At 65.3% G+C, this 17,412-nt stretch carries 16 protein-coding genes; 8 read left to right on the top strand and 8 right to left on the bottom strand.

Annotated features, from left to right (window positions below; genetic code table 11):
* The first annotated feature begins 68 nt into the window (after nucleotides 1–68).
* Complete coding sequence (gene polA, locus EDE08_RS27295) at nucleotides 69–3,116, top strand: DNA polymerase I (RefSeq protein WP_131871829.1); 3,048 nt, start codon at nucleotides 69–71, stop codon at nucleotides 3,114–3,116.
* A gap of 253 nt (nucleotides 3,117–3,369) precedes the next feature.
* Entirely contained in the window at nucleotides 3,370–4,005 is a 636-nt protein-coding gene (locus EDE08_RS27300; protein WP_131871830.1) for a LysE family translocator, read from the top strand.
* A gap of 151 nt (nucleotides 4,006–4,156) precedes the next feature.
* Here the strand turns inward: EDE08_RS27300 and EDE08_RS27305 are convergent, their stop codons facing one another.
* The gene (locus tag EDE08_RS27305; protein ID WP_131871831.1) at nucleotides 4,157–4,783 is read right to left on the bottom strand and encodes a glutathione S-transferase family protein; all 627 of its coding nucleotides are present in this window, start codon (nucleotides 4,781–4,783) and stop codon (nucleotides 4,157–4,159) included.
* Between the two features lie 183 nt (nucleotides 4,784–4,966).
* Here EDE08_RS27305 and pyrE point away from each other — a divergent pair, with 183 nt between their 5' ends.
* Both pyrE and EDE08_RS27315 read left to right on the top strand, forming a co-directional pair.
* Complete coding sequence (pyrE, locus tag EDE08_RS27310) at nucleotides 4,967–5,530, top strand: orotate phosphoribosyltransferase (protein ID WP_028176382.1); 564 nt, start codon at nucleotides 4,967–4,969, stop codon at nucleotides 5,528–5,530.
* A 247-nt stretch (nucleotides 5,531–5,777) separates the two neighbouring features.
* Complete coding sequence (locus tag EDE08_RS27315; RefSeq protein ID WP_165936209.1) at nucleotides 5,778–6,533, top strand: DUF2865 domain-containing protein; 756 nt, start codon at nucleotides 5,778–5,780, stop codon at nucleotides 6,531–6,533.
* Nucleotides 6,534–6,635: 102 nt separating this feature from the next.
* Here the strand turns inward: EDE08_RS27315 and EDE08_RS27320 are convergent, their stop codons facing one another.
* The 7 genes from EDE08_RS27320 to EDE08_RS27355 all read right to left on the bottom strand — a co-directional run bounded on the left by EDE08_RS27320 (nucleotide 6,636) and on the right by EDE08_RS27355 (nucleotide 14,419).
* Complete coding sequence (locus tag EDE08_RS27320) at nucleotides 6,636–7,067, bottom strand: hypothetical protein (RefSeq protein ID WP_131871832.1); 432 nt, start codon at nucleotides 7,065–7,067, stop codon at nucleotides 6,636–6,638.
* Nucleotides 7,068–7,184: 117 nt separating this feature from the next.
* A complete protein-coding gene (gene pdeM / locus EDE08_RS27325; RefSeq protein ID WP_061879719.1) occupies nucleotides 7,185–7,883 on the bottom strand; it encodes a ligase-associated DNA damage response endonuclease PdeM in 699 nt (232 codons plus the stop codon).
* A 119-nt stretch (nucleotides 7,884–8,002) separates the two neighbouring features.
* Nucleotides 8,003–10,591 carry a ligase-associated DNA damage response DEXH box helicase gene (locus tag EDE08_RS27335; protein WP_131871834.1) on the bottom strand — a complete coding sequence of 863 codons (2,589 nt, stop codon included), beginning with the start codon at nucleotides 10,589–10,591 and terminating at the stop codon, nucleotides 8,003–8,005.
* Between the two features lie 255 nt (nucleotides 10,592–10,846).
* On the bottom strand, nucleotides 10,847–11,212 hold the full coding sequence (locus EDE08_RS27340; RefSeq protein ID WP_131871835.1) for a nuclear transport factor 2 family protein: 366 nt from the start codon (nucleotides 11,210–11,212) through the stop codon (nucleotides 10,847–10,849).
* Between the two features lie 151 nt (nucleotides 11,213–11,363).
* The gene (locus tag EDE08_RS27345) at nucleotides 11,364–11,714 is read right to left on the bottom strand and encodes a RidA family protein (RefSeq protein ID WP_027575148.1); all 351 of its coding nucleotides are present in this window, start codon (nucleotides 11,712–11,714) and stop codon (nucleotides 11,364–11,366) included.
* A gap of 125 nt (nucleotides 11,715–11,839) precedes the next feature.
* On the bottom strand, nucleotides 11,840–12,757 hold the full coding sequence (locus tag EDE08_RS27350) for a CE1 family esterase (protein ID WP_131871836.1): 918 nt from the start codon (nucleotides 12,755–12,757) through the stop codon (nucleotides 11,840–11,842).
* Nucleotides 12,758–12,760: 3 nt separating this feature from the next.
* Nucleotides 12,761–14,419 (bottom strand): FAD-binding dehydrogenase, encoded by a 1,659-nt coding sequence (locus EDE08_RS27355; RefSeq protein WP_131871837.1) that lies wholly within the window; start codon nucleotides 14,417–14,419, stop codon nucleotides 12,761–12,763.
* Between the two features lie 263 nt (nucleotides 14,420–14,682).
* Between EDE08_RS27355 and EDE08_RS27360 the strand changes: the two genes are divergently transcribed.
* The 4 genes from EDE08_RS27360 (at nucleotide 14,683) to EDE08_RS27380 (ending at nucleotide 17,276) form a co-directional block, all read left to right on the top strand.
* Nucleotides 14,683–15,204, top strand: a complete 522-nt coding sequence (locus EDE08_RS27360) for a Clp protease/crotonase-like domain-containing protein (protein WP_131871838.1) — start codon at nucleotides 14,683–14,685, stop codon at nucleotides 15,202–15,204.
* A 110-nt stretch (nucleotides 15,205–15,314) separates the two neighbouring features.
* Nucleotides 15,315–15,509 carry a hypothetical protein gene (locus EDE08_RS27365; protein WP_131871839.1) on the top strand — a complete coding sequence of 65 codons (195 nt, stop codon included), beginning with the start codon at nucleotides 15,315–15,317 and terminating at the stop codon, nucleotides 15,507–15,509.
* A gap of 24 nt (nucleotides 15,510–15,533) precedes the next feature.
* Complete coding sequence (locus tag EDE08_RS27370) at nucleotides 15,534–16,124, top strand: SCO family protein (RefSeq protein WP_131871840.1); 591 nt, start codon at nucleotides 15,534–15,536, stop codon at nucleotides 16,122–16,124.
* Nucleotides 16,125–16,340: 216 nt separating this feature from the next.
* Complete coding sequence (locus EDE08_RS27380) at nucleotides 16,341–17,276, top strand: transporter substrate-binding domain-containing protein (protein ID WP_131871842.1); 936 nt, start codon at nucleotides 16,341–16,343, stop codon at nucleotides 17,274–17,276.
* The last annotated feature ends 136 nt before the right edge of the window (nucleotides 17,277–17,412 follow it).

Here is a 17,412-nt window from a genome sequence, read left to right on the forward strand (position 1 = left end):
TGTGCGAGTCGGCAAAATTGCCGTCTGTCGAGGCTGTCTTTTACCGCAAAAATTCATACATTGCGGCCATGCCAAAAACCTCCCCGAAGAATTCCGCCAAAGCCGATACCGAACAAGCTGCGACAGCTGCTGCCAAACCGGTTGCTGCGAAGGCGGCCGGCAAGGGCGATCATGTGTTCCTGGTCGACGGTTCCTCCTACATCTTCCGCGCCTATCACGCGCTGCCACCATTGAACCGCAAGTCCGACGGGCTGCAGGTCAATGCCGTGCTCGGCTTCTGCAACATGCTGTGGAAGCTCCTGCGCGAGATGCCGGAGGACAACCGCCCGACGCATCTGGCGATCATCTTCGACACGTCGGAGATCACCTTCCGCAACAAGATCTATCCGGACTACAAGGCGCACCGGCCGCCCGCCCCCGACGATCTCATTCCGCAATTCGCGCTGATCCGCGAGGCCGTGCGTGCCTTTGACCTTCCGTGCCTGGAACAGACCGGCTTCGAGGCCGACGATCTCATTGCGACCTATGTGCGGCAGGCCTGCGAGCGCGGCGCCAGCGCCACCATAGTGTCGTCCGACAAGGACCTGATGCAGCTCGTGACCGACTGCGTCACCATGTACGACACCATGAAGGATCGCCGCATCGGCATCCCGGAGGTGATCGAGAAGTTCGGCGTGCCGCCGAACAAGGTGGTCGAGGTGCAGGCTTTGGCCGGCGATTCCACCGACAACGTGCCCGGCGTGCCCGGCATCGGCATCAAGACCGCCGCACAGCTGATCACCGAATATGGCGATCTCGACCAATTGTTGTTCCGCGCCGGCGAGATCAAGCAGCCCAAGCGGCGCGAGGCGCTGCTCGAGAACGCCGAGAAGGCGCGCATCTCGCGGCAGCTCGTGCTGCTCGACGACAAGGTCGACCTGGATGTGCCGCTGGACGACCTCGCCGTCCACGAGCCGGACGCGCGCAAACTGATCGCCTTCCTGAAGGCGATGGAGTTCACGACGCTGACGCGGCGCGTCGCCGAATATTCGCAGATCGATCCCGCCAATGTCGATGCCGACCCGGGCTATGCCAGCGGCGCCAGCGTATTCACGACGTTGCCGCCCTCGGACGTCGTGCCCACACCGGGAACCGGCGCGCCGGCGCAAGCCGCGCCGGGCAAACCCAACAAGTCGGCCGGCAAGGAGGACAAGGCTGCGAGCCCGAAGGGTGCGCCTATCTCGCTCGTCGCCGCGCGCGAAGAGGCGCTGCGCAAGCTTCCGGTCGATCGCAGCAAATACCAGACGATCAAGACGCTCAAAGAGCTCAACGCCTTCATCGCGCGGATCCATGATGCCGGCCATGTCGCGATCGAGACGAGAGCAAACTCGATCGATCCGATGCAGGCCGATCTCTGCGGCATCGCGCTGGCACTGGCGCCGAACGAGGCCTGCTACGTGCCGCTGGCGCACAAGCAGTCCGGCGGCGGCGCCGGCCTGTTCGACGCGGGCCTCGCGCCGGATCAGGTCAAGCATGCGGAAGCGATCGAGGCGCTACGGCCGGTGCTGGAATCGTCAGGCATCCTCAAGATCGGCTTCGACGTCAAATTCACCGCCGTGATGCTGGCGCAGCACGGCATCACCCTGCGCAACATCGACGATGCGCTCCTGATCTCCTACGTGCTCGACGCCGGCCGCGGCTCGCAGGCGCTGGAATCGTTGTCCGAGCGCTGGTTCGGCCATGCCATGCTGAAGGAAAGCGAGCTGCTCGGCAGCGGCAAGGGCAAGATCACCTTCGACCAAGTGCCGATCGACAAGGCCGCGCCACTGTCGGCCGAAGGCGCCGACGTCGCGCTGCGCGTCTGGCGCGTGCTGAAGCCGCGCCTGGTCGCCGAGCACATGAGCGCCGTCTACGAGACCCTGGAGCGGCCGCTGGTCTCCGTGCTCGCCCGCATGGAGCGGCGCGGCATCTCGATCGACCGCCAGGTCCTGTCACGGCTCTCCGGCGACTTTGCCCAGACCGCGGCGCGCGTCGAGGCAGAAATCCAGGAGATCGCCGGCGAGCCGGTCAATGTCGGCAGCCCCAAGCAGATCGGCGACATCCTGTTCGGCAAGATGGGACTGCCCGGCGGCACCAAGACGAAGACCGGCGCGTGGTCGACCACCGCGCAGGTGCTGGACGAGCTCGCCGAGCAGGGTCACGACTTCCCGAAGAAGATCCTGGAGTGGCGCCAGGTCTCCAAGCTGAAATCGACCTACACCGACGCGCTGCCGACCTATGTCAACCCGCAGACCCATCGGGTGCACACGACCTATGCCCTGGCCGCGACGACGACGGGGCGGCTATCGTCCAACGAGCCGAACCTTCAGAACATTCCGGTGCGCACCGAGGATGGCCGCAAGATCCGCCGTGCCTTCATCGCCGCGCCGGGACACAAGCTGGTTTCGGCCGACTATTCGCAGATCGAGCTGCGGCTGCTCGCCGAGATCGCCGACATTCCCGTGCTGAAGCAGGCGTTCCGCGACGGCCTCGACATTCACGCCATGACGGCGTCGGAGATGTTCGGCGTGCCGATCAAGGGCATGCCGAGCGAGATCCGCCGCCGCGCCAAGGCGATCAATTTCGGCATCATCTACGGCATCTCGGCGTTCGGCCTCGCCAACCAGCTCGGCATCGCGCGCGAAGAGGCCTCGGCCTACATCAAGAAGTATTTCGAGCGCTTCCCCGGCATCCGCGCCTATATGGACGAGACGCGCGACTTCTGCCGGAATCACGGCTACGTCACCACGCTGTTCGGCCGCAAGTGCCACTACCCCGACATCAAGGCCTCCAACGCCTCGGTGCGCGCCTTCAACGAGCGCGCCGCGATCAACGCGCGGCTCCAGGGCACCGCCGCCGACATCATCCGCCGCGCCATGACGCGCGTGGAGGATGCGCTGGCCGAAAAGAAGCTGTCGGCGCAGATGCTGCTCCAGGTGCATGACGAATTGATCTTCGAGGTGCCGGACGCCGAGGTCGAGGCGACGCTTCCCGTCGTGCAGCACGTGATGCAGGACGCGCCGTTCCCGGCCGTGCTGCTCTCGGTGCCGCTCCACGTCGATGCGCGCGCGGCAAACAATTGGGACGAGGCGCATTGATCTCTTCTTCACCTCTCCCCGCTTGCGGGGAGAGGTCGGATCGCTCTTGCGATCCGGGTGAGGGGGTACAGATCTCGCGGCTATCTCACGTGGGGAGAGAGGCCCCTCACCCCAACCCTCTCCCCGTAAGAACGGGGCGAGGGAGCGTACCGAATGCGCGGCGAGATACTCAATTGCCCTCCGAGCAATTGCGTGATGGCGTCGGGACCGCTGCGCATACTACAACCGTTGCGTCCTCCGCACCGGTTCATCCATGCCCCATACCTCCGCCCTGCTCGGCTTTGCCCTGGTCAGCCTTGGCCTCGTGCTCACGCCGGGACCGAACATGATCTATCTGATCTCGCGCTCGATCACGCAGGGGCCGGCGGCCGGCATCGTCTCGCTCGGCGGCGTGGCGCTCGGCTTCGTGTTCTACATGTTGTGCGCGGCGTTCGGCATCACGGCGCTGCTGCTCGCCATTCCATTCGCTTATGACGCGCTTCGCTTTGCCGGCGCCGGATATCTGCTGTGGCTCGCCTGGCAGGCGGTGAAGCCGGGCGGGCGCTCGCCGTTCCAAGTGAGGAAGCTTGCGGTCGACAGCCCACGCAAATTGTTCGCGATGGGCTTCGTCACCAATCTGCTCAACCCGAAAATCGCGATGCTGTATCTGGCGCTGCTGCCGCAGTTCATCGATCCCGCCGCCGGCAGCGTGCTGGCGCAGTCGTTGGCGTTAGGAGCGATCCAGATCGCGATCAGCGTCAGCGTGAATGCGATGATCGCGCTCGCGGCGGGATCGATCGCACTGTTCCTGGCCAACCGGCCGAGCTGGATGCTGGTGCAGCGCTGGCTGATGGGTACGGTGCTGGCCGGGCTCGCGGTGCGGATGGCGGTGGAAGCGAAGAAGGTGTGATTTTCACCTCTCCCCGCTTGCGGGGAGAGGTCGGATCGCTCCTGCGACCCGGGTGAGGGGGTACAGGTCTCACATCGATCTCACACGCCGAGAGATGCCCCTCACCCCAACCCTCTCCCCGTAAGAACGGGGAGAGGGAGAAAAAGAAACCTCAATCCAGCTTCGCTTCCATCCCGCGCTTCACCGCCGGGCGCGCCATCAGCGCCTCGTACCAGCGCTTGACGTTGGGGAAGTCGGTCAGATCAACCTTGTGGCGAGGGTGGCGCCAGGCCCAGCCCAGGATAGCAAAATCGGCAATCGAGAACTCGCCGGCGACGAAGTCGCGTCCCTCGAGCCGACGGTCCAGCACGCCGTAGAGCCGGCGCGTCTCCGCCATGAAGCGCTTCAGGCCGTAAGCGCGCTCCTGCTCATTCTCCAGCGCGATGAAATGGTGCACCTGACCCGGCATCGGCCCGAATCCGCCCATCTGCCACATCAGCCATTCGTAGACGGGGACCCGCTCGCTCAGCGATTTCGGCAGGAATTTGCCGGTCTTTTCGCCGAGATACAGCAGGATCGCGCCTGATTCGAAGATGCTGACGGGCTTGCCATCGGGCCCCTCGGGATCGACGATCGCGGGAATCTTGTTATTGGGGGAGAGCTTGAGGAACTCGGGGGCCATCTGCTCGCCCTTGGTGATGTTCACCGGGATCACCTTGTAGGGCAGCCCCATCTCCTCCAGCGCGACCGAGATCTTGCGGCCGTTCGGCGTGTTCCAGGTGTACAGCTCGATGGTCATTCCGTGTCCTTCCCCAAGAGGCTTACCCCAGGCTTGCCCCCTCACCTACTCCAGAAGGTTGCGCCCCCACAACCGGCGGTCCGGGATGGCCGATCCCTGTTGACGGGAGACGCCCCCTCTGGAATGTCGCGACTGTGCCGGATAAATTCCGCCTCCACCAAAGACGCTGTTCGAGGGACCGCCGTGTCGAAATCTGCCTCCCGCGCCCGCCTGTTCGAAATCATCCGCCGGCGCTCATTCGGCCGCGGCGAGGTGACGCTCGCGTCGGGCCGCAAGAGCGATTTCTATTTCAACCTCAAGCCGACCATGCTCGACCCTGAAGGCGCGACGCTGCTCGCCGAGCTGACCTATGAGGCGCTCAAGGACGATCAGCTCGACTTCATCGGTGGGCTCGAGATGGGCGCCGTGCCGCTCGCCGGCGCGCTGGCGCAGATCTCCTGGATCAAGGGCCATCCGATCGCGGCCTTCTTCGTGCGCAAGAAGCCGAAAGAGCACGGCGCCAAGCTCGCGATCGAAGGCCTACCCAAGGGCGAGACGCTGGCGGGCAAGCGCGTCGTGATCGTCGAGGACGTCACCACCACGGGCGGTTCGGCGATGAAGGCGGTGGAATCGGTGCGCGAGGCCGGCGCCAATGTAGTGCTGGTGCTCACCATGGTCGACCGCGAGGAAGGCGCCACCGACACCTTCGGTGCGGCCGGCCTGCCGTTCCGCTCCCTGTACAAGGCGTCGGAGTTCCTGAAGGCGTAGGAGAGGACGATTGCTTCTCCGTCGGCATGCCCGAGCATGCCCCGGGAGCAACGCCATCCGTGAAAGCTGCGCGCGGCCATAAAGAGATCACCGCCTCGTCTTGAAACCGCCGCCACGCAACCGCTCATTTACCATCGCGCACTACGGTGAATCGTGTGCCGGAGACCTCGAACGGTCCTGACCGGTTCCGTAGCGTCGGGTGGAGTGAGCTGTGCGTACAGAGTTGTCCCATACACAGCGTCGCGCGATGCTCGCAGCCGTCATGGTTGCGGTTCCCGTGCTTGCGGCCCCGGCCCCGGTTTCGGCCGAAGGCCTGTTCGACTTCCTGTTCGGCGGAATGCAGCGGCCGCAGTCACAGCAGCCGAACTCCTACTCCGATCCCTTCACAGGCCAGCAGAATCCGCAATATGTGCCGCCGACACGCTCGGCCGCAGCCGGTGGCTCAGGCCCGGCTTTCTGCGTGCGCAGCTGCGATGGCAAGTATTTCCCGCTGATGCGAGGCATGGTCTCACCGGCGCAGATGTGTCAGGCCTTCTGTCCCGCCACCGCCACAAAGATCTATTTTGGATCCAGCATCGACGGTGCCTATTCGCAGACCGGCGAGCGCTACGCCGACAGCGAGAACGCGTACGCCTATCGCAAGGCGCTGCGTGCCGACTGTACCTGCAACGGCCGTGATCCGGTCGGCCTCGCCCCGGTCGATCTTGCGCTGGATTCGTCGCTGAAGGCCGGTGACGTGATTGCCACCACCGACGGCCTCGTCGCCTATACCGGCATCCGCGTCGGCAACGACCAGACCGCGGACTTCACCCCGGTTGCCTCCTATCCCGGCCTCACCGCCCAGGTCCGCGCGCGCCTCGGCGAGATGAAAGTGGCGCCGGTGCGGGCAGAGACGGTGTCGACGGACGCCCCGGCCCCCGCCGAGATCGTGCGCGAGGTGCTGCCTGACGTGACGGTACCGAAAACGGCCGCGAAGCCGGCGAAGCGCGCGGGGCTGGATTAGCTACTTCCGTCATTCCGGGGCATCGCGCAGCGATGAACCCGGAATCTCGAGATTCCGGGTTCGATGCTGACGCATCGCCCCGGAATGACGGCGAACGAGCCGTCACCTCCCAATAATCACCCCGATCACATTCGGCGCTGCCAGATATTTCTCCTCGATCGCCGCGCGCGCGGCCGCGCGGTTTTCCGGCGTCAAGAGGCCGCGCTTCTCGGCCAAAATCATCCAGCAAAAGCCCCACCAATCGGTCAGCATGCCCGCTTCGTCGACAAGGTCGTAACCCTGCTCGGCCGCGAAGATGCGCGCATGGGCCTCGTCCAGCGTGTCGAGAAACTGATGATCCTCGGTCGAGAACAGATCGTCGCTGATGTCGTCGATGGTGTAGCCCCAGATCGACTGGCACACCGCGTTGAACTCGCGATTGAACTGGTCGTCATCGACGGCATAGCGCCGGGCCGCCTGGTGCAGCCGTGACAGCGAGCGCGCGAAATCGGCGATCCGGGTAAGGGCGAATTGGTCGAAGGCAACGGTGGACATGTAGTCCTCGCAAAGTCGGACAGACGCTAGATATTGTGTCGGCGATGCGCCGAATCACAATGATATATCAAAGACTTGCTAAAGTGTTCTTAATTTGTTCTGAGTCGCAATGACGTCTCAATAGCAGCGCGACGCCGCGATCGCATGGACCCGACGGTCGCCGAGCAGATGGGCGACGAAGCCGTTCTTCGGAAAGATCCTGGCGAAGGCAGCGTCGCGGATGCTGAGGCCGCCGGCATAGGCGCCGAAGGCGGGCATCACGGCACGCATCCCGTCACTGGCGAAACAGCGGCGCTCCATCGAGCGACCGCGCGCGGAGACGCGCGCCTTCGGATGCAGATGGCCGGCGATCTCGCCGCTTGCGCCGGTCGGCTCGTGGCGGAAGGTGATCGGGCCGATCGTGACCTCGTCCGCGACGGTGCCGCCGAGATCGCGCGGCAGCATGGGATCGTGATTGCCCGAGATCCAGATCCAGTCGCGGCCGCCCTGGAGCGCCGCGACGGCATTGCGATCGTCGGGCGACAGGCGCTCATGCGCGGTGCGATCGTGAAAGCTGTCACCGAGCGCGACGACGATTCGCGGATCATGGCGGGCGATCACGGCGGCGAGCCGGCCGAGCGTCGCGAAGGTATCGTAAGGCGGCAGCAGCACGCCGCGCATAGCGAAGCTCGAACCCTTTTCCAGATGCAGGTCGGAGACGACGAGCAGGCGTTGCTCTTCCCAGAACAACGCGCCGGAGAGATCGGCGTGCAGCGCGATGCCTGCGACGTCAACGTGCCGCGTCGAAGTTATCGATACCGCCACATTCTCCGTCATGGCCGGGCTTGTCCCGGCCATCCACGTTCTTGCCGCAGAGACAAGGACGTGGATGCCCGGGACAAGCCCGGGCATGACGTGGAGAGAATTGAGCCCCCAAAAAACATTGCTGCAGCAGTCTAAGACATCGCCTCTTTGACGAGTTCGTCGGCCGCTTCGGCCAACAGTTCGTCTGCAGCTTCGCCATAGACTGACTCGCGGCCGATTTCCAGCATCACGGGAACGGCCAGCGGGGAGACGCGGTCGAGTTCCCGGTGCATGATGCGGCCGTGGATTCGGGCCAGCATGTCGCCGAGACGGCGCAAATCGAGCAGGCCGGTGGCGGCATCGGCACGCGCGGCGCGCAGCAGCACGTGGTCGGCCTGGTGCTTGCGCAGCACGTCGTAGACGAGGTCGGTCGAGAACAGCACCTGACGGCGGCTCTTCTCTTCGCCGGTGTGGCGGCGCGCGATCAGGCCGGAGATGATAGCACAGTTGCGGAACGTGCGCTTCATCAGCGCGGATTCGGCGAGCCAGGCCTCGAGGTCGTCGCCGAGCATATCGGGATCGAACAGCGCGTCGAGGTCGATCCGGCCGTCCCGGATCATGAAGGAGAGATCGCCGAGCGCCCAGATCGCCACGGCATATTCGTTGGCGACGAAGCCGAGCGGCCGCGCACGTGCGCGCTCGAGACGGCGTGTCAGCAGCATGCCGAGGGTCTGATGCGCGAGACGTCCCTCGAAGGGATAGCAGACCAGATAATGCTTGTTGGCGCGCGGAAAGCTCTCGACCAGGAGCTCCCGCACCGCCGGCACGCGCGAGACGTCCTTCTGCAGCGACAGCCAGTCGCGCACCTGCTCCGGCAAGCCGCCCCACGCGCGGCCGTCGTCGAGCAGGCGGCGCACGCGCTCGGCGAGATAGGTCGAGAGCGGAAACTTGCCGCCCATATAGGACGGCACCTTCGGGTCCTTGTCGTGCGCGCGCGAGACATAGACCTGGTCCTCGACCAGGGCCTCGTAGCGCACCACCTCGCCTGAGAACACGAAGGTATCGCCGGGGCTGAGGCCCTCGATGAAGGCTTCCTCGATCTCGCCGAGCAGCCGGCCACCGCGCGCGATCACCCCGGTCGAGCCGACCGCCTTTCCCTGGCCGCCGCCGCGCGAGCGCACCAGCCGCACCTTCAGCATGTCGTCCTCGACGATGGTGCCGACATTCATGCGGTAGCTCTGCCGCACCTTTGGATTGGCGACGCGCCAGCGGCCCTCCTTGTCCTGCTTGATGCGGGCGAAGCGCTCATAGGTCTTCAGTGCGTAGCCACCGGAAGCGACGAAATCGACGACGTCGTCGAAATCCTGCCGCGACAGCTCGGCGTAGGGCGCGGCGGTGCGCACCTCGGCATAGAGATCATCGGAGAGGAACGGCTCCCCGCAGGCACAGCCGAGCACATGCTGAGCCAGCACGTCGAGGGCGCCGGTGCGCAAGGGCGGCGTGTCCTGCGCGTTCTCGGCAATGGCGTCGATCGCGACGCGGCACTCCAGCACCTCGAAACGGTTAGCCGGCACCAGCACCGCCCGCGAGGCTTCGTCGAGGCGGTGATTGGCACGACCGATGCGCTGCATCAGGCGCGAGGAGCCCTTGGGCGCCCCGATATTGACGACGAGATCGACATCGCCCCAGTCGACCCCGAGGTCGAGCGAGGAGGTGCAGACCACGCCGCGCAGCCTGCCCGCCGACATGGCGTCCTCGACCTTGCGGCGCTGGGCCACGTCGAGCGAACCGTGATGCAGCGCGATGGCAAGGCCGTCGTCGTTCATGCTCCAGAGATTCTGGAACAGCATCTCGGCCTGGCTGCGGGTGTTGACGAAGACCAACGTGGTCCTGTTCGCCTTGATCAGCTCGTAGATTTCAGGGAGCGCGTGGCGCGCGCTGTGGCCGGCCCAGGGCAGCCGCTCGCGCGTATCGAGCATCTCGACCACGGGCGGCGCGGCACCGCCGGCGACGACGATGTCGGCGGCGGCTTCCTTGCCGTCGGGCTGCGGCACCAGGACGCGCGCGAGCTGATCCGGCTCGGCCACGGTCGCCGACAGGCCGATCGCGCGCATCTGCGGCGCAAGGCGCCAGAGCCGCGCGAGCCCGAGCGAGAGCAGATCGCCGCGCTTGGACGTCACCAGCGCATGCAGCTCGTCGAGCACGATGCGCTTCAGGGAGGAAAACAGGAACGGTGCGTCGTCGGAGGAGAGCAGCAGTGCGAGCTGCTCGGGCGTCGTCAGCAACACGTCCGGCGGATAGCGCCGCTGCCGCTGCCGCCGCGACACCGGCGTGTCGCCGGTGCGGGTCTCGACCTTGATCGGCAGCGCCATCTCCGCGATCGGCCGCTCCAGATTGCGCGCGATGTCGACGGCAAGCGCCTTGAGCGGCGAGATGTAGAGGGTGTGCAGGCCGCCGGCGCGCTGCACGCTGCGGCCGGTGGAGACGAGGTTGTTTTTCGGGCCCGCGTCTCGTTTGACCGACGGCGCCGACAGCTCCACCAGCGTCGGCAGAAATCCGGCGAGGGTCTTGCCGGCGCCGGTCGGCGCAATCAGGAGCGCCGAGCGGTCCTCGCGCGCCTTCTCCAGCAGCGCCAGCTGATGCGCACGCGGCGACCAGCCGCGGGCTGCGAACCACGCCTGGAAGCGATCCGGCAGCAGCGCGGCCGGCTCGGCCGATGTTTGGAGGATACGGGGCGGCACGGCATGACAGGTAAGCCGCAGGACCGGATTCGTCGAGGGGTAGCCCTTCCCGCCCGCGGCAGGGCAATCGTAGATGCGCTGTCCATTTGAGGCACGATAGTCTCCACATCGTCATGGCCGGGCTTGTCCCGGCCATCCACGCCTTGCACACAGCACGAAGAACGTGGATGCCCGGGACAAGCCCGGGCATGACGACCTCCTGTGAAAGTCCGAATGCAATTCCCCATCCGCCTGTGGCGAGAAGGACGCGAGGTCTCACGCCCCGGTCGGCACCTGGTCCAGAAATCCGGTCACGCTTCTGATGCGCCCGTCCTTCAGCATGGCAAAATCGGTGCCCTTGATCGGGCAGTCGGCGCCATCAGGACCAAGTCCCCACGAAAAGCGGATGTGATCGCCATAGCCGTCGGGCTGGCCGATCAGCTTGAATTTGAAATCGGGAAAGCGCTGCTGCACGCCCGCGATCAGCGCCTCGATGCCGTCCCGGCCGTCGCCCTTCATCAAGGGATCGACATAGCTCGCATCCGTCGTCCAGCTTGCGCTGAGCAGTTCGCGACGTCGGCCGGCCGTGCGCTCGTTCCAGAGCTCGATGTAGCGGTGGGCGATGGTGATGGGATCGGTCATGCTGCTCTCCTTCGATGGCGCCGTGTTCGGCCGACCGTCACTCTCGAAGATTCACGCGCGCCGATCGATTACCTCGGAGATCATGCGCACCAAAAAAAGAAGCGCGATGATCTTCTCATCGCGCTCCTGCCGCATCCTGATGCCGTGAAGACTACTTCGCCGCCGTCACCATGATCTCGACGGTGTATTGGGGGGCCGCCAGCTTGGCTTCGACGGTGGCGCGCGCCGGGGTGTTGCCGGGCGACACCCAGGCGTCCCACACCGCGTTCATCTCGCCGAAGGTCTTCATGTCGGTGATGTAGATCGTTGCCGACAGCAGCTTCGACTTGTCGGTGCCGGCCTTGGCGAGGTGGCCGTCGATGGTCGCCAGGATGTCCTGGGTTTGCTTCGTCACGCTTTCGCCGGCCGCCTTGTTCGCGACGACGCCGGCGAGATAGACGGTGTTGCCGTGCACGACGACCTGGCTCATGCGCGGACCGGTTTCAAAACGCTGAATGCTCATTGGGGATCTCCTCACTTGAATGGCGGCCCTGTCTAGCCCAGCACCTCGCGCTCTGCCACCCCGGGCACGCATGCGTGGCCGGGCACGCATGCGGCGGATGCGTCGCCGCCGATGCAAGCGTCGCTTTACGGAAACCGGCTGAAGAACGTCCAGATCGTCTCGGCAGCATCGATGTCAGCGTTCTGCGGCCCCAGCAGGCCGGCGGCGACCTTCGGGAAGCGGGCATCCGGCGAAAATCCGGGCACGCGATGGCCGCCATGGTTGACACGATAGAGCACGACGTCGTGCCCCCGGGGACAACGTGAGGAGATCCGCGTGACCGTGGAATGGTCTGCGGGCGCCCTGTCCGGCAAATCAGTCGTCTCGGCGTCGTCGGTCTCGCAGCCATTGAGCCTGCGCCAGAACGCCAGCGTCTCGTCGGTCGACCAGAATCCGTCTGCGGCAAAATAGCTCGTTCCGTGTCCACCGCCGTAGGGGACCAGCAGGTCGGCGGTGCCGTTCATGAGCAGCATCGGGAGTGGCCGCGACGGATGGCACGTGACGGCGGCCTCGTCGGTGAGATTCATGATCACACTCGCAGCTGCCGCAAACAAATCGGCGCGCGCACAGGCCATGGTCATTGCCATGGCGCCGCCATTGGAGATGCCCGCGACGAAGACGCGCCTTGCATCGGCCGTGCCGTCGGCCACCAGCTTCTCGACGAGCTTTGCGATGAAGGCGACGTCATCGGTCCCCGCCGGCGGTCCACGCAGGGCGGGCCCGGCCTTCGTTCGCGCGTCCGCCCATGCATTGTTGAGCCCGTCCGGAAAGACCACGGCCAGGCCCTCGCGCTTTGCCACCTGTGGCCAGGCGGTCCGCGTGATCATGTCGGCACCGCGCTGGGTCTTGCCATGCAGCACGATCACGAGCGGTGCAGGCCTCTTGGTCGGCAGTTGCGCGGTGTAGGAGCGCTTCACACCGTTGACGTCGATCGTAACGGCGGACGCAGCTGAAGCTGCCGCCAATGAAGCGGCCAGCGCCGCGATGCGCATCCATCGCAGCATGATCTAACCCATCGCCTTGGCGGCGGCACGGCCCGCATTGCGGCCCGAGAACAGGCAGCCGCCAAGAAAAGTGCCCTCCAGCGAGCGGTAGCCATGCATGCCGCCACCGCCGAAGCCGGCGGCCTCGCCGACGGCGTAGAGGCCGGGAATGACGCGGCCCTCCTCCCCGAACACGCGGGAGTCGAGATCGGTTTCGAAGCCGCCCAGCGTCTTGCGGGTGAGGATGTTGAGCTTCACCGCGATCAGAGGCCCATGCGCGGGATCGAGGATGCGGTGCGGGGAGGCGGTGCGGATCAACTTGTCGCCGATGTAGCGGCGCGCATTGTGGATGTTCATGACCTGCGCATCCTTGACGTAAGGATTGGCGATCTCGCGGTCGCGCGCCTCGATCTGCATCTTGATGTGCTCGAGCCTCAGGAGATCGCTGCCGGCGAGCTTGTTCATGGCCGCAACGAGCTCATCGAGCTTGTCGCGGACGATGAAGTCGATACCATGGCTCTTGAACGCCTCCACCGGCGCCGGCGCGCCCTTGTTGGTGGCCCGGCGCAAGGTCATGCGCCAGCTCTTGCCGGTCAGGTCGGGGTTCTGCTCCGAGCCCGACAGCGCGAACTCCTTCTTGATGATGCTCTGGGTCAGGATGAACCAGGAATAATCATAGCCCGTGGACATGATGTATTTGAGCTGGCCGAGCGTGTCGGAGCCCGGGAACAGCGGCACCGGCAGCCGCGTGCCCGTGGCGTCGAACCACATTGAGGAGGGACCGGGCAGGATGCGGATACCGTGGCGCGGCCAGATCGGATTCCAATTCTGGATGCCCTCGACATAGTGCCACATCCGGTCGCGATTGATCAGCCGCGCGCCGGTCGTTTCCGTGATGCCGATCATGCGGCCGTCGACATGCTCGGGCACGCCGGAGATCATGAATTTCGGCGGCTCACCCAACCGGTTCGGCCAGTTCTGCCGCACCAGCTCATGATTGCCGCCGATGCCGCCTGAGGCGACGATCACGGCCTGCGCCTTCAGTGCAAACTCGCCGACGACGTTGCGGGAGGAGCTCTTGCCGCGCTCGATCGTGTCGGGCGCAAGGACGGCGCCGCTGACGCCATCCACGGTGCCATTGGTGATCGAGAGCGCATCGACACGATGGCGGAACCTGAAGCTCAGCCGGCCGCCCTTGGCAGCCTCGCGCGCGCGGCGCTCGAACGGCTCGACGATGCCGGGGCCGGTGCCCCAGGTGACATGGAATCGCGGCACCGAATTGCCGTGGCCCATCGCGTCATAGCCGCCGCGTTCGGCCCAGCCGACCACGGGGAAGATGCGATGGCCCATCGCGCGCAGCCAGCCCCGCTTCTCGCCGGCCGCGAACGCCACATAGGCCTCGGCCCATTTTCGCGGCCAGAAATCCTCGTCGCGGTCGAAACCAGCGGTGCCGAGCCAGTCCTGCATGGCCAAGTCGAAGGAGTCCTTGATGCCGAGCCGGCGCTGCTCCGGCGAATCGACCAGGAACAATCCGCCGAACGACCAGAACGCCTGCCCACCGAGCGATTGCTCGCCTTCCTGGTCCACGACGATCACGCGCTTGCCCGCTTCAACGATCTCGGTGGCGGCAACGAGGCCCGACAGTCCCGCGCCGACGACGATGACGTCCGTTTCCTCAGCCATGCATGTCCCCTCCATGAGTTCCCCCCTGTAGTTGCCCGGGATTGAAGCCAGCGGTTGCAACTGAGATCAAGGGTGCGGCGCGTAAGTCCTCATTAACTTGTTCCGCTTTGGGATAGAGACCGGCCGAGTGCAGCGCGGACGCAACACTGGATTTGAATTTGTTTTGATCGAGCCGGGCTGCCTAGACAAAACCTTGGTTACGACAGACGCTAGCTGTGCATCACCACCTGACACGCAGATTCGAATTCGCTGGGGCGGGGACAATGAAGTTTCTGACGGGATTGCTTGCGGCGGTTGTCCTGATCGTGGGCATGGGGGCTTCTCACGCGGTGGTTCGGATCGCGGATGACCGCGGCGGCCGGATTGGAACCTACGTCGACAAATACCAGGACCTCAGGCAATCGGGCGAGACGGTCATCATCGATGGCCTCTGCGCCTCCGCCTGCACCATCGTCCTCGGTGCAATTCCGCACGACCGGATCTGCGTGACCTCGCATGCGACGCTCGGCTTCCACGCCGCCTGGGATTTCGGCTCCAACGGCCGCGCCATCACCAATCCCGAAGCAACCCAGATGCTCTATGCGATGTATCCCTCGCAGGTGAAGCGCTGGATCGGCCAGCGCGGCGGGCTTACGCCACGCATGCTCTTCCTGAGGGGCAAGCAGCTCGAGGCCATGTACAAGCCCTGCTACCTGGACGCGCAGGCCTCGACGGCCAGGCCGTCGCGCCGGTCGCTCCCAAAAACCGAGCAGCTCGAATCCGCTCGGGGTCAGATCCTTCACTGATATTCGCAGCCTGACGGGACCCTTTTGCACCGCCGGCGGCGGCTTGCCCGCAGGCGGCACAACGCCTATCTGAAAGCCTGGGAACCGGGACCGTCGTCCCGATCGTTGTCATGGCTCAACCACTGCATCCAGCGCATCGGCTATCGGACAATTCGCCCACTGCCGGCCGGATGCCATCCGTGCTGCTGTGGGCTGGCGCGGCAATCGGCAGTCTCGTCATGATCGGCGCGCTGGCGCTCTGGTTCCACTATGGCAGCCAAGTGTTCTTCGAAATGATCCGGACCGGCTTTGCCGCCTGCTTCTGACCTGCGACAGGAAGTTTTCCGCCCATGAGTTCCGCCACCCGTCCGCTGGTGATCGCGACCGCCTTCGCCGCAAGCCTCATTGTCGGGCTCCTGATCATGTTCTGGGCCATGGGCGGGGTCAGCAAGGTGGCGCAGCCGGCCGCGATCGGCGGCCCGTTCCAGCTGACCGACCAGAACGGCAAAGCCGTCACCGACAAGAGCCTGAAGGGCAAGCCGACCCTGATCTTCTTCGGCTACACCCATTGCCCCGACGTCTGCCCGACCTCGCTGTTCGAGATGTCGGAAGTGCTGCGCGTGATGGGCAAGGATGCCGACAAGGTCAATGCCGTCTTCATCTCGGTCGATCCCGAGCGCGACACGCCGGCGACGATGAAGGATTACCTGTCGAGCTTCGATCCGCACCTCGAGGGCCTATCCGGCGATCCCGCCGAGACCGCCAAGGTCATCAGCGCCTACCGCGTCTATGCCAAGAAGGTCCCGACCAAGGACGGCGACTACACCATGGACCACACCGCGCTGATCTATCTGATGGACCGCGACGGCCGCTTCGTCTCGCCGTTCAATTTGAAGCGGACGCCGGAAGAGGCGGCGGCTGATTTGAGGAAGTATCTTTGAAGGCTGCGTTCGGGCCCAACTGCTTCCACATCGTCATGGCCGGGCTTGACCCGGCCATCCACGTTCTTGGGCGGGACAGCAAAGTACGTGGATGCCCGGGACAAGCCCGGGCATGACGGCTGAGGGACCCTCACCCAGCCACATTCCGGGCTCGCGTTCCGGCCCGGATGGTCTATAAGGCCCTCGATCCCAACGAAATTCGTTCATCTCCGGCCGATGGCTCCATCGCAACAGGCGAAATCGTCTAGATCTGCCCGTAGCTTGCTGTCGGGGCTGGCCGTCGGCGCGTGCCTGCTCATCGGCCTACCGGCCGCGAATGCCCAGGCGCCCGCCAAGCGGCCCCCGGCGGCCCCTCAGGCCACGCCGCAGGTCGTGCCTCAGGCAGCCCCGCAGGCCGTGCCCGGCTTCTGGGACCCGCGCCGGCGCCCCGAACGGCCGGACCTGTCGCGCCTGACCGTGATCCGCTTCCTGACCGAGACCGATTATCCGCCGTTCAACTACACCGGCGCAGACGGCAACCCGGCCGGCTTCAACGTCGATTTCGCCCGTGCGCTTTGCGAGGAGATCAAGGTCACCTGCACGGTGCAGATGCGCCGTTTCGAGACGCTGGTGGACGCGCTCACCTCCAACCGGGGCGATGCCATCATCGCCTCGATGGCGGTGAGCCCGCAGCTGCGCGCCCGCGTCGACTTCACCGATCCCTATTACCGCGTGCCGGCGCGCTTCGCCTCGCGCAAGGACGCGGTGATGCCGGAGATCCGGCCCGAATATCTAGAGGGCAAGAAGGTCGGCGTCATCGACGGCTCCGCGCATGAGGCCTACCTCAAGGCGATGTTCACCGACGCCGAGCTGCATGCCTATCCCAGTGACGATGCGATGCGCGCCGCTTTACGCAGGGGTGAGGTCGATTTCATCTTCGGCGACGCCATCTCGCTGGCATTCTGGATCAACGGCACGGATTCCGGCGATTGCTGCGCCTTTTCCGGCGGCCCCTTCGTCGAGAGCCGTTTCTTCGGCGAAGGCATCGGCATCGCCGTGCGCAAGGGCAACGACGTGCTGCGCCAGGCCCTGAACTGGGCGATGTTCCGCGTCTGGGAAAAAGGCCGCTATACCGACCTGTGGCTGCGGTATTTCTCGGTGAGCCCGTTTTGATTTCTTCGCCTCTCCCCGCCTGCGGGGAGAGGCCGGAATTTGCGAGAGCAAATTCCGGGTGAGGGGGACTCTCCGCGAGTCCAACTCTCACCGTGATTGCGGAAGCAGCCCCTCACCCCAACCCTCTCCCCGTAAG

The organism is Bradyrhizobium sp. R2.2-H (assembly GCF_004346455.1).
GTDB lineage: Bacteria > Pseudomonadota > Alphaproteobacteria > Rhizobiales > Xanthobacteraceae > Bradyrhizobium > Bradyrhizobium diversitatis.

What these genes read in the sequence shown, in the direction of transcription:
- pdeM (WP_061879719.1), bottom strand. Translation starts at nt 7,883, where the DNA reads ATGACGGAGAATGTGGCGGTATCGATAACTTCGACGCGGCACGTTGAC.
- EDE08_RS27300 (WP_131871830.1), top strand. Translation starts at nt 3,370, where the DNA reads ATGCCCCATACCTCCGCCCTGCTCGGCTTTGCCCTGGTCAGCCTTGGC.
- EDE08_RS27320 (WP_131871832.1), bottom strand. Translation starts at nt 7,067, where the DNA reads ATGTCCACCGTTGCCTTCGACCAATTCGCCCTTACCCGGATCGCCGAT.
- EDE08_RS27315 (WP_165936209.1), top strand. Translation starts at nt 5,778, where the DNA reads ATGCTCGCAGCCGTCATGGTTGCGGTTCCCGTGCTTGCGGCCCCGGCC.
- EDE08_RS27365 (WP_131871839.1), top strand. Translation starts at nt 15,315, where the DNA reads ATGGCTCAACCACTGCATCCAGCGCATCGGCTATCGGACAATTCGCCC.
- EDE08_RS27360 (WP_131871838.1), top strand. Translation starts at nt 14,683, where the DNA reads ATGAAGTTTCTGACGGGATTGCTTGCGGCGGTTGTCCTGATCGTGGGC.
- EDE08_RS27340 (WP_131871835.1), bottom strand. Translation starts at nt 11,212, where the DNA reads ATGACCGATCCCATCACCATCGCCCACCGCTACATCGAGCTCTGGAAC.
- polA (WP_131871829.1), top strand. Translation starts at nt 69, where the DNA reads ATGCCAAAAACCTCCCCGAAGAATTCCGCCAAAGCCGATACCGAACAA.
- EDE08_RS27305 (WP_131871831.1), bottom strand. Translation starts at nt 4,783, where the DNA reads ATGACCATCGAGCTGTACACCTGGAACACGCCGAACGGCCGCAAGATC.
- EDE08_RS27380 (WP_131871842.1), top strand. Translation starts at nt 16,341, where the DNA reads ATGGCTCCATCGCAACAGGCGAAATCGTCTAGATCTGCCCGTAGCTTG.
- EDE08_RS27350 (WP_131871836.1), bottom strand. Translation starts at nt 12,757, where the DNA reads ATGCTGCGATGGATGCGCATCGCGGCGCTGGCCGCTTCATTGGCGGCA.
- EDE08_RS27370 (WP_131871840.1), top strand. Translation starts at nt 15,534, where the DNA reads ATGAGTTCCGCCACCCGTCCGCTGGTGATCGCGACCGCCTTCGCCGCA.
- EDE08_RS27345 (WP_027575148.1), bottom strand. Translation starts at nt 11,714, where the DNA reads ATGAGCATTCAGCGTTTTGAAACCGGTCCGCGCATGAGCCAGGTCGTC.
- EDE08_RS27355 (WP_131871837.1), bottom strand. Translation starts at nt 14,419, where the DNA reads ATGGCTGAGGAAACGGACGTCATCGTCGTCGGCGCGGGACTGTCGGGC.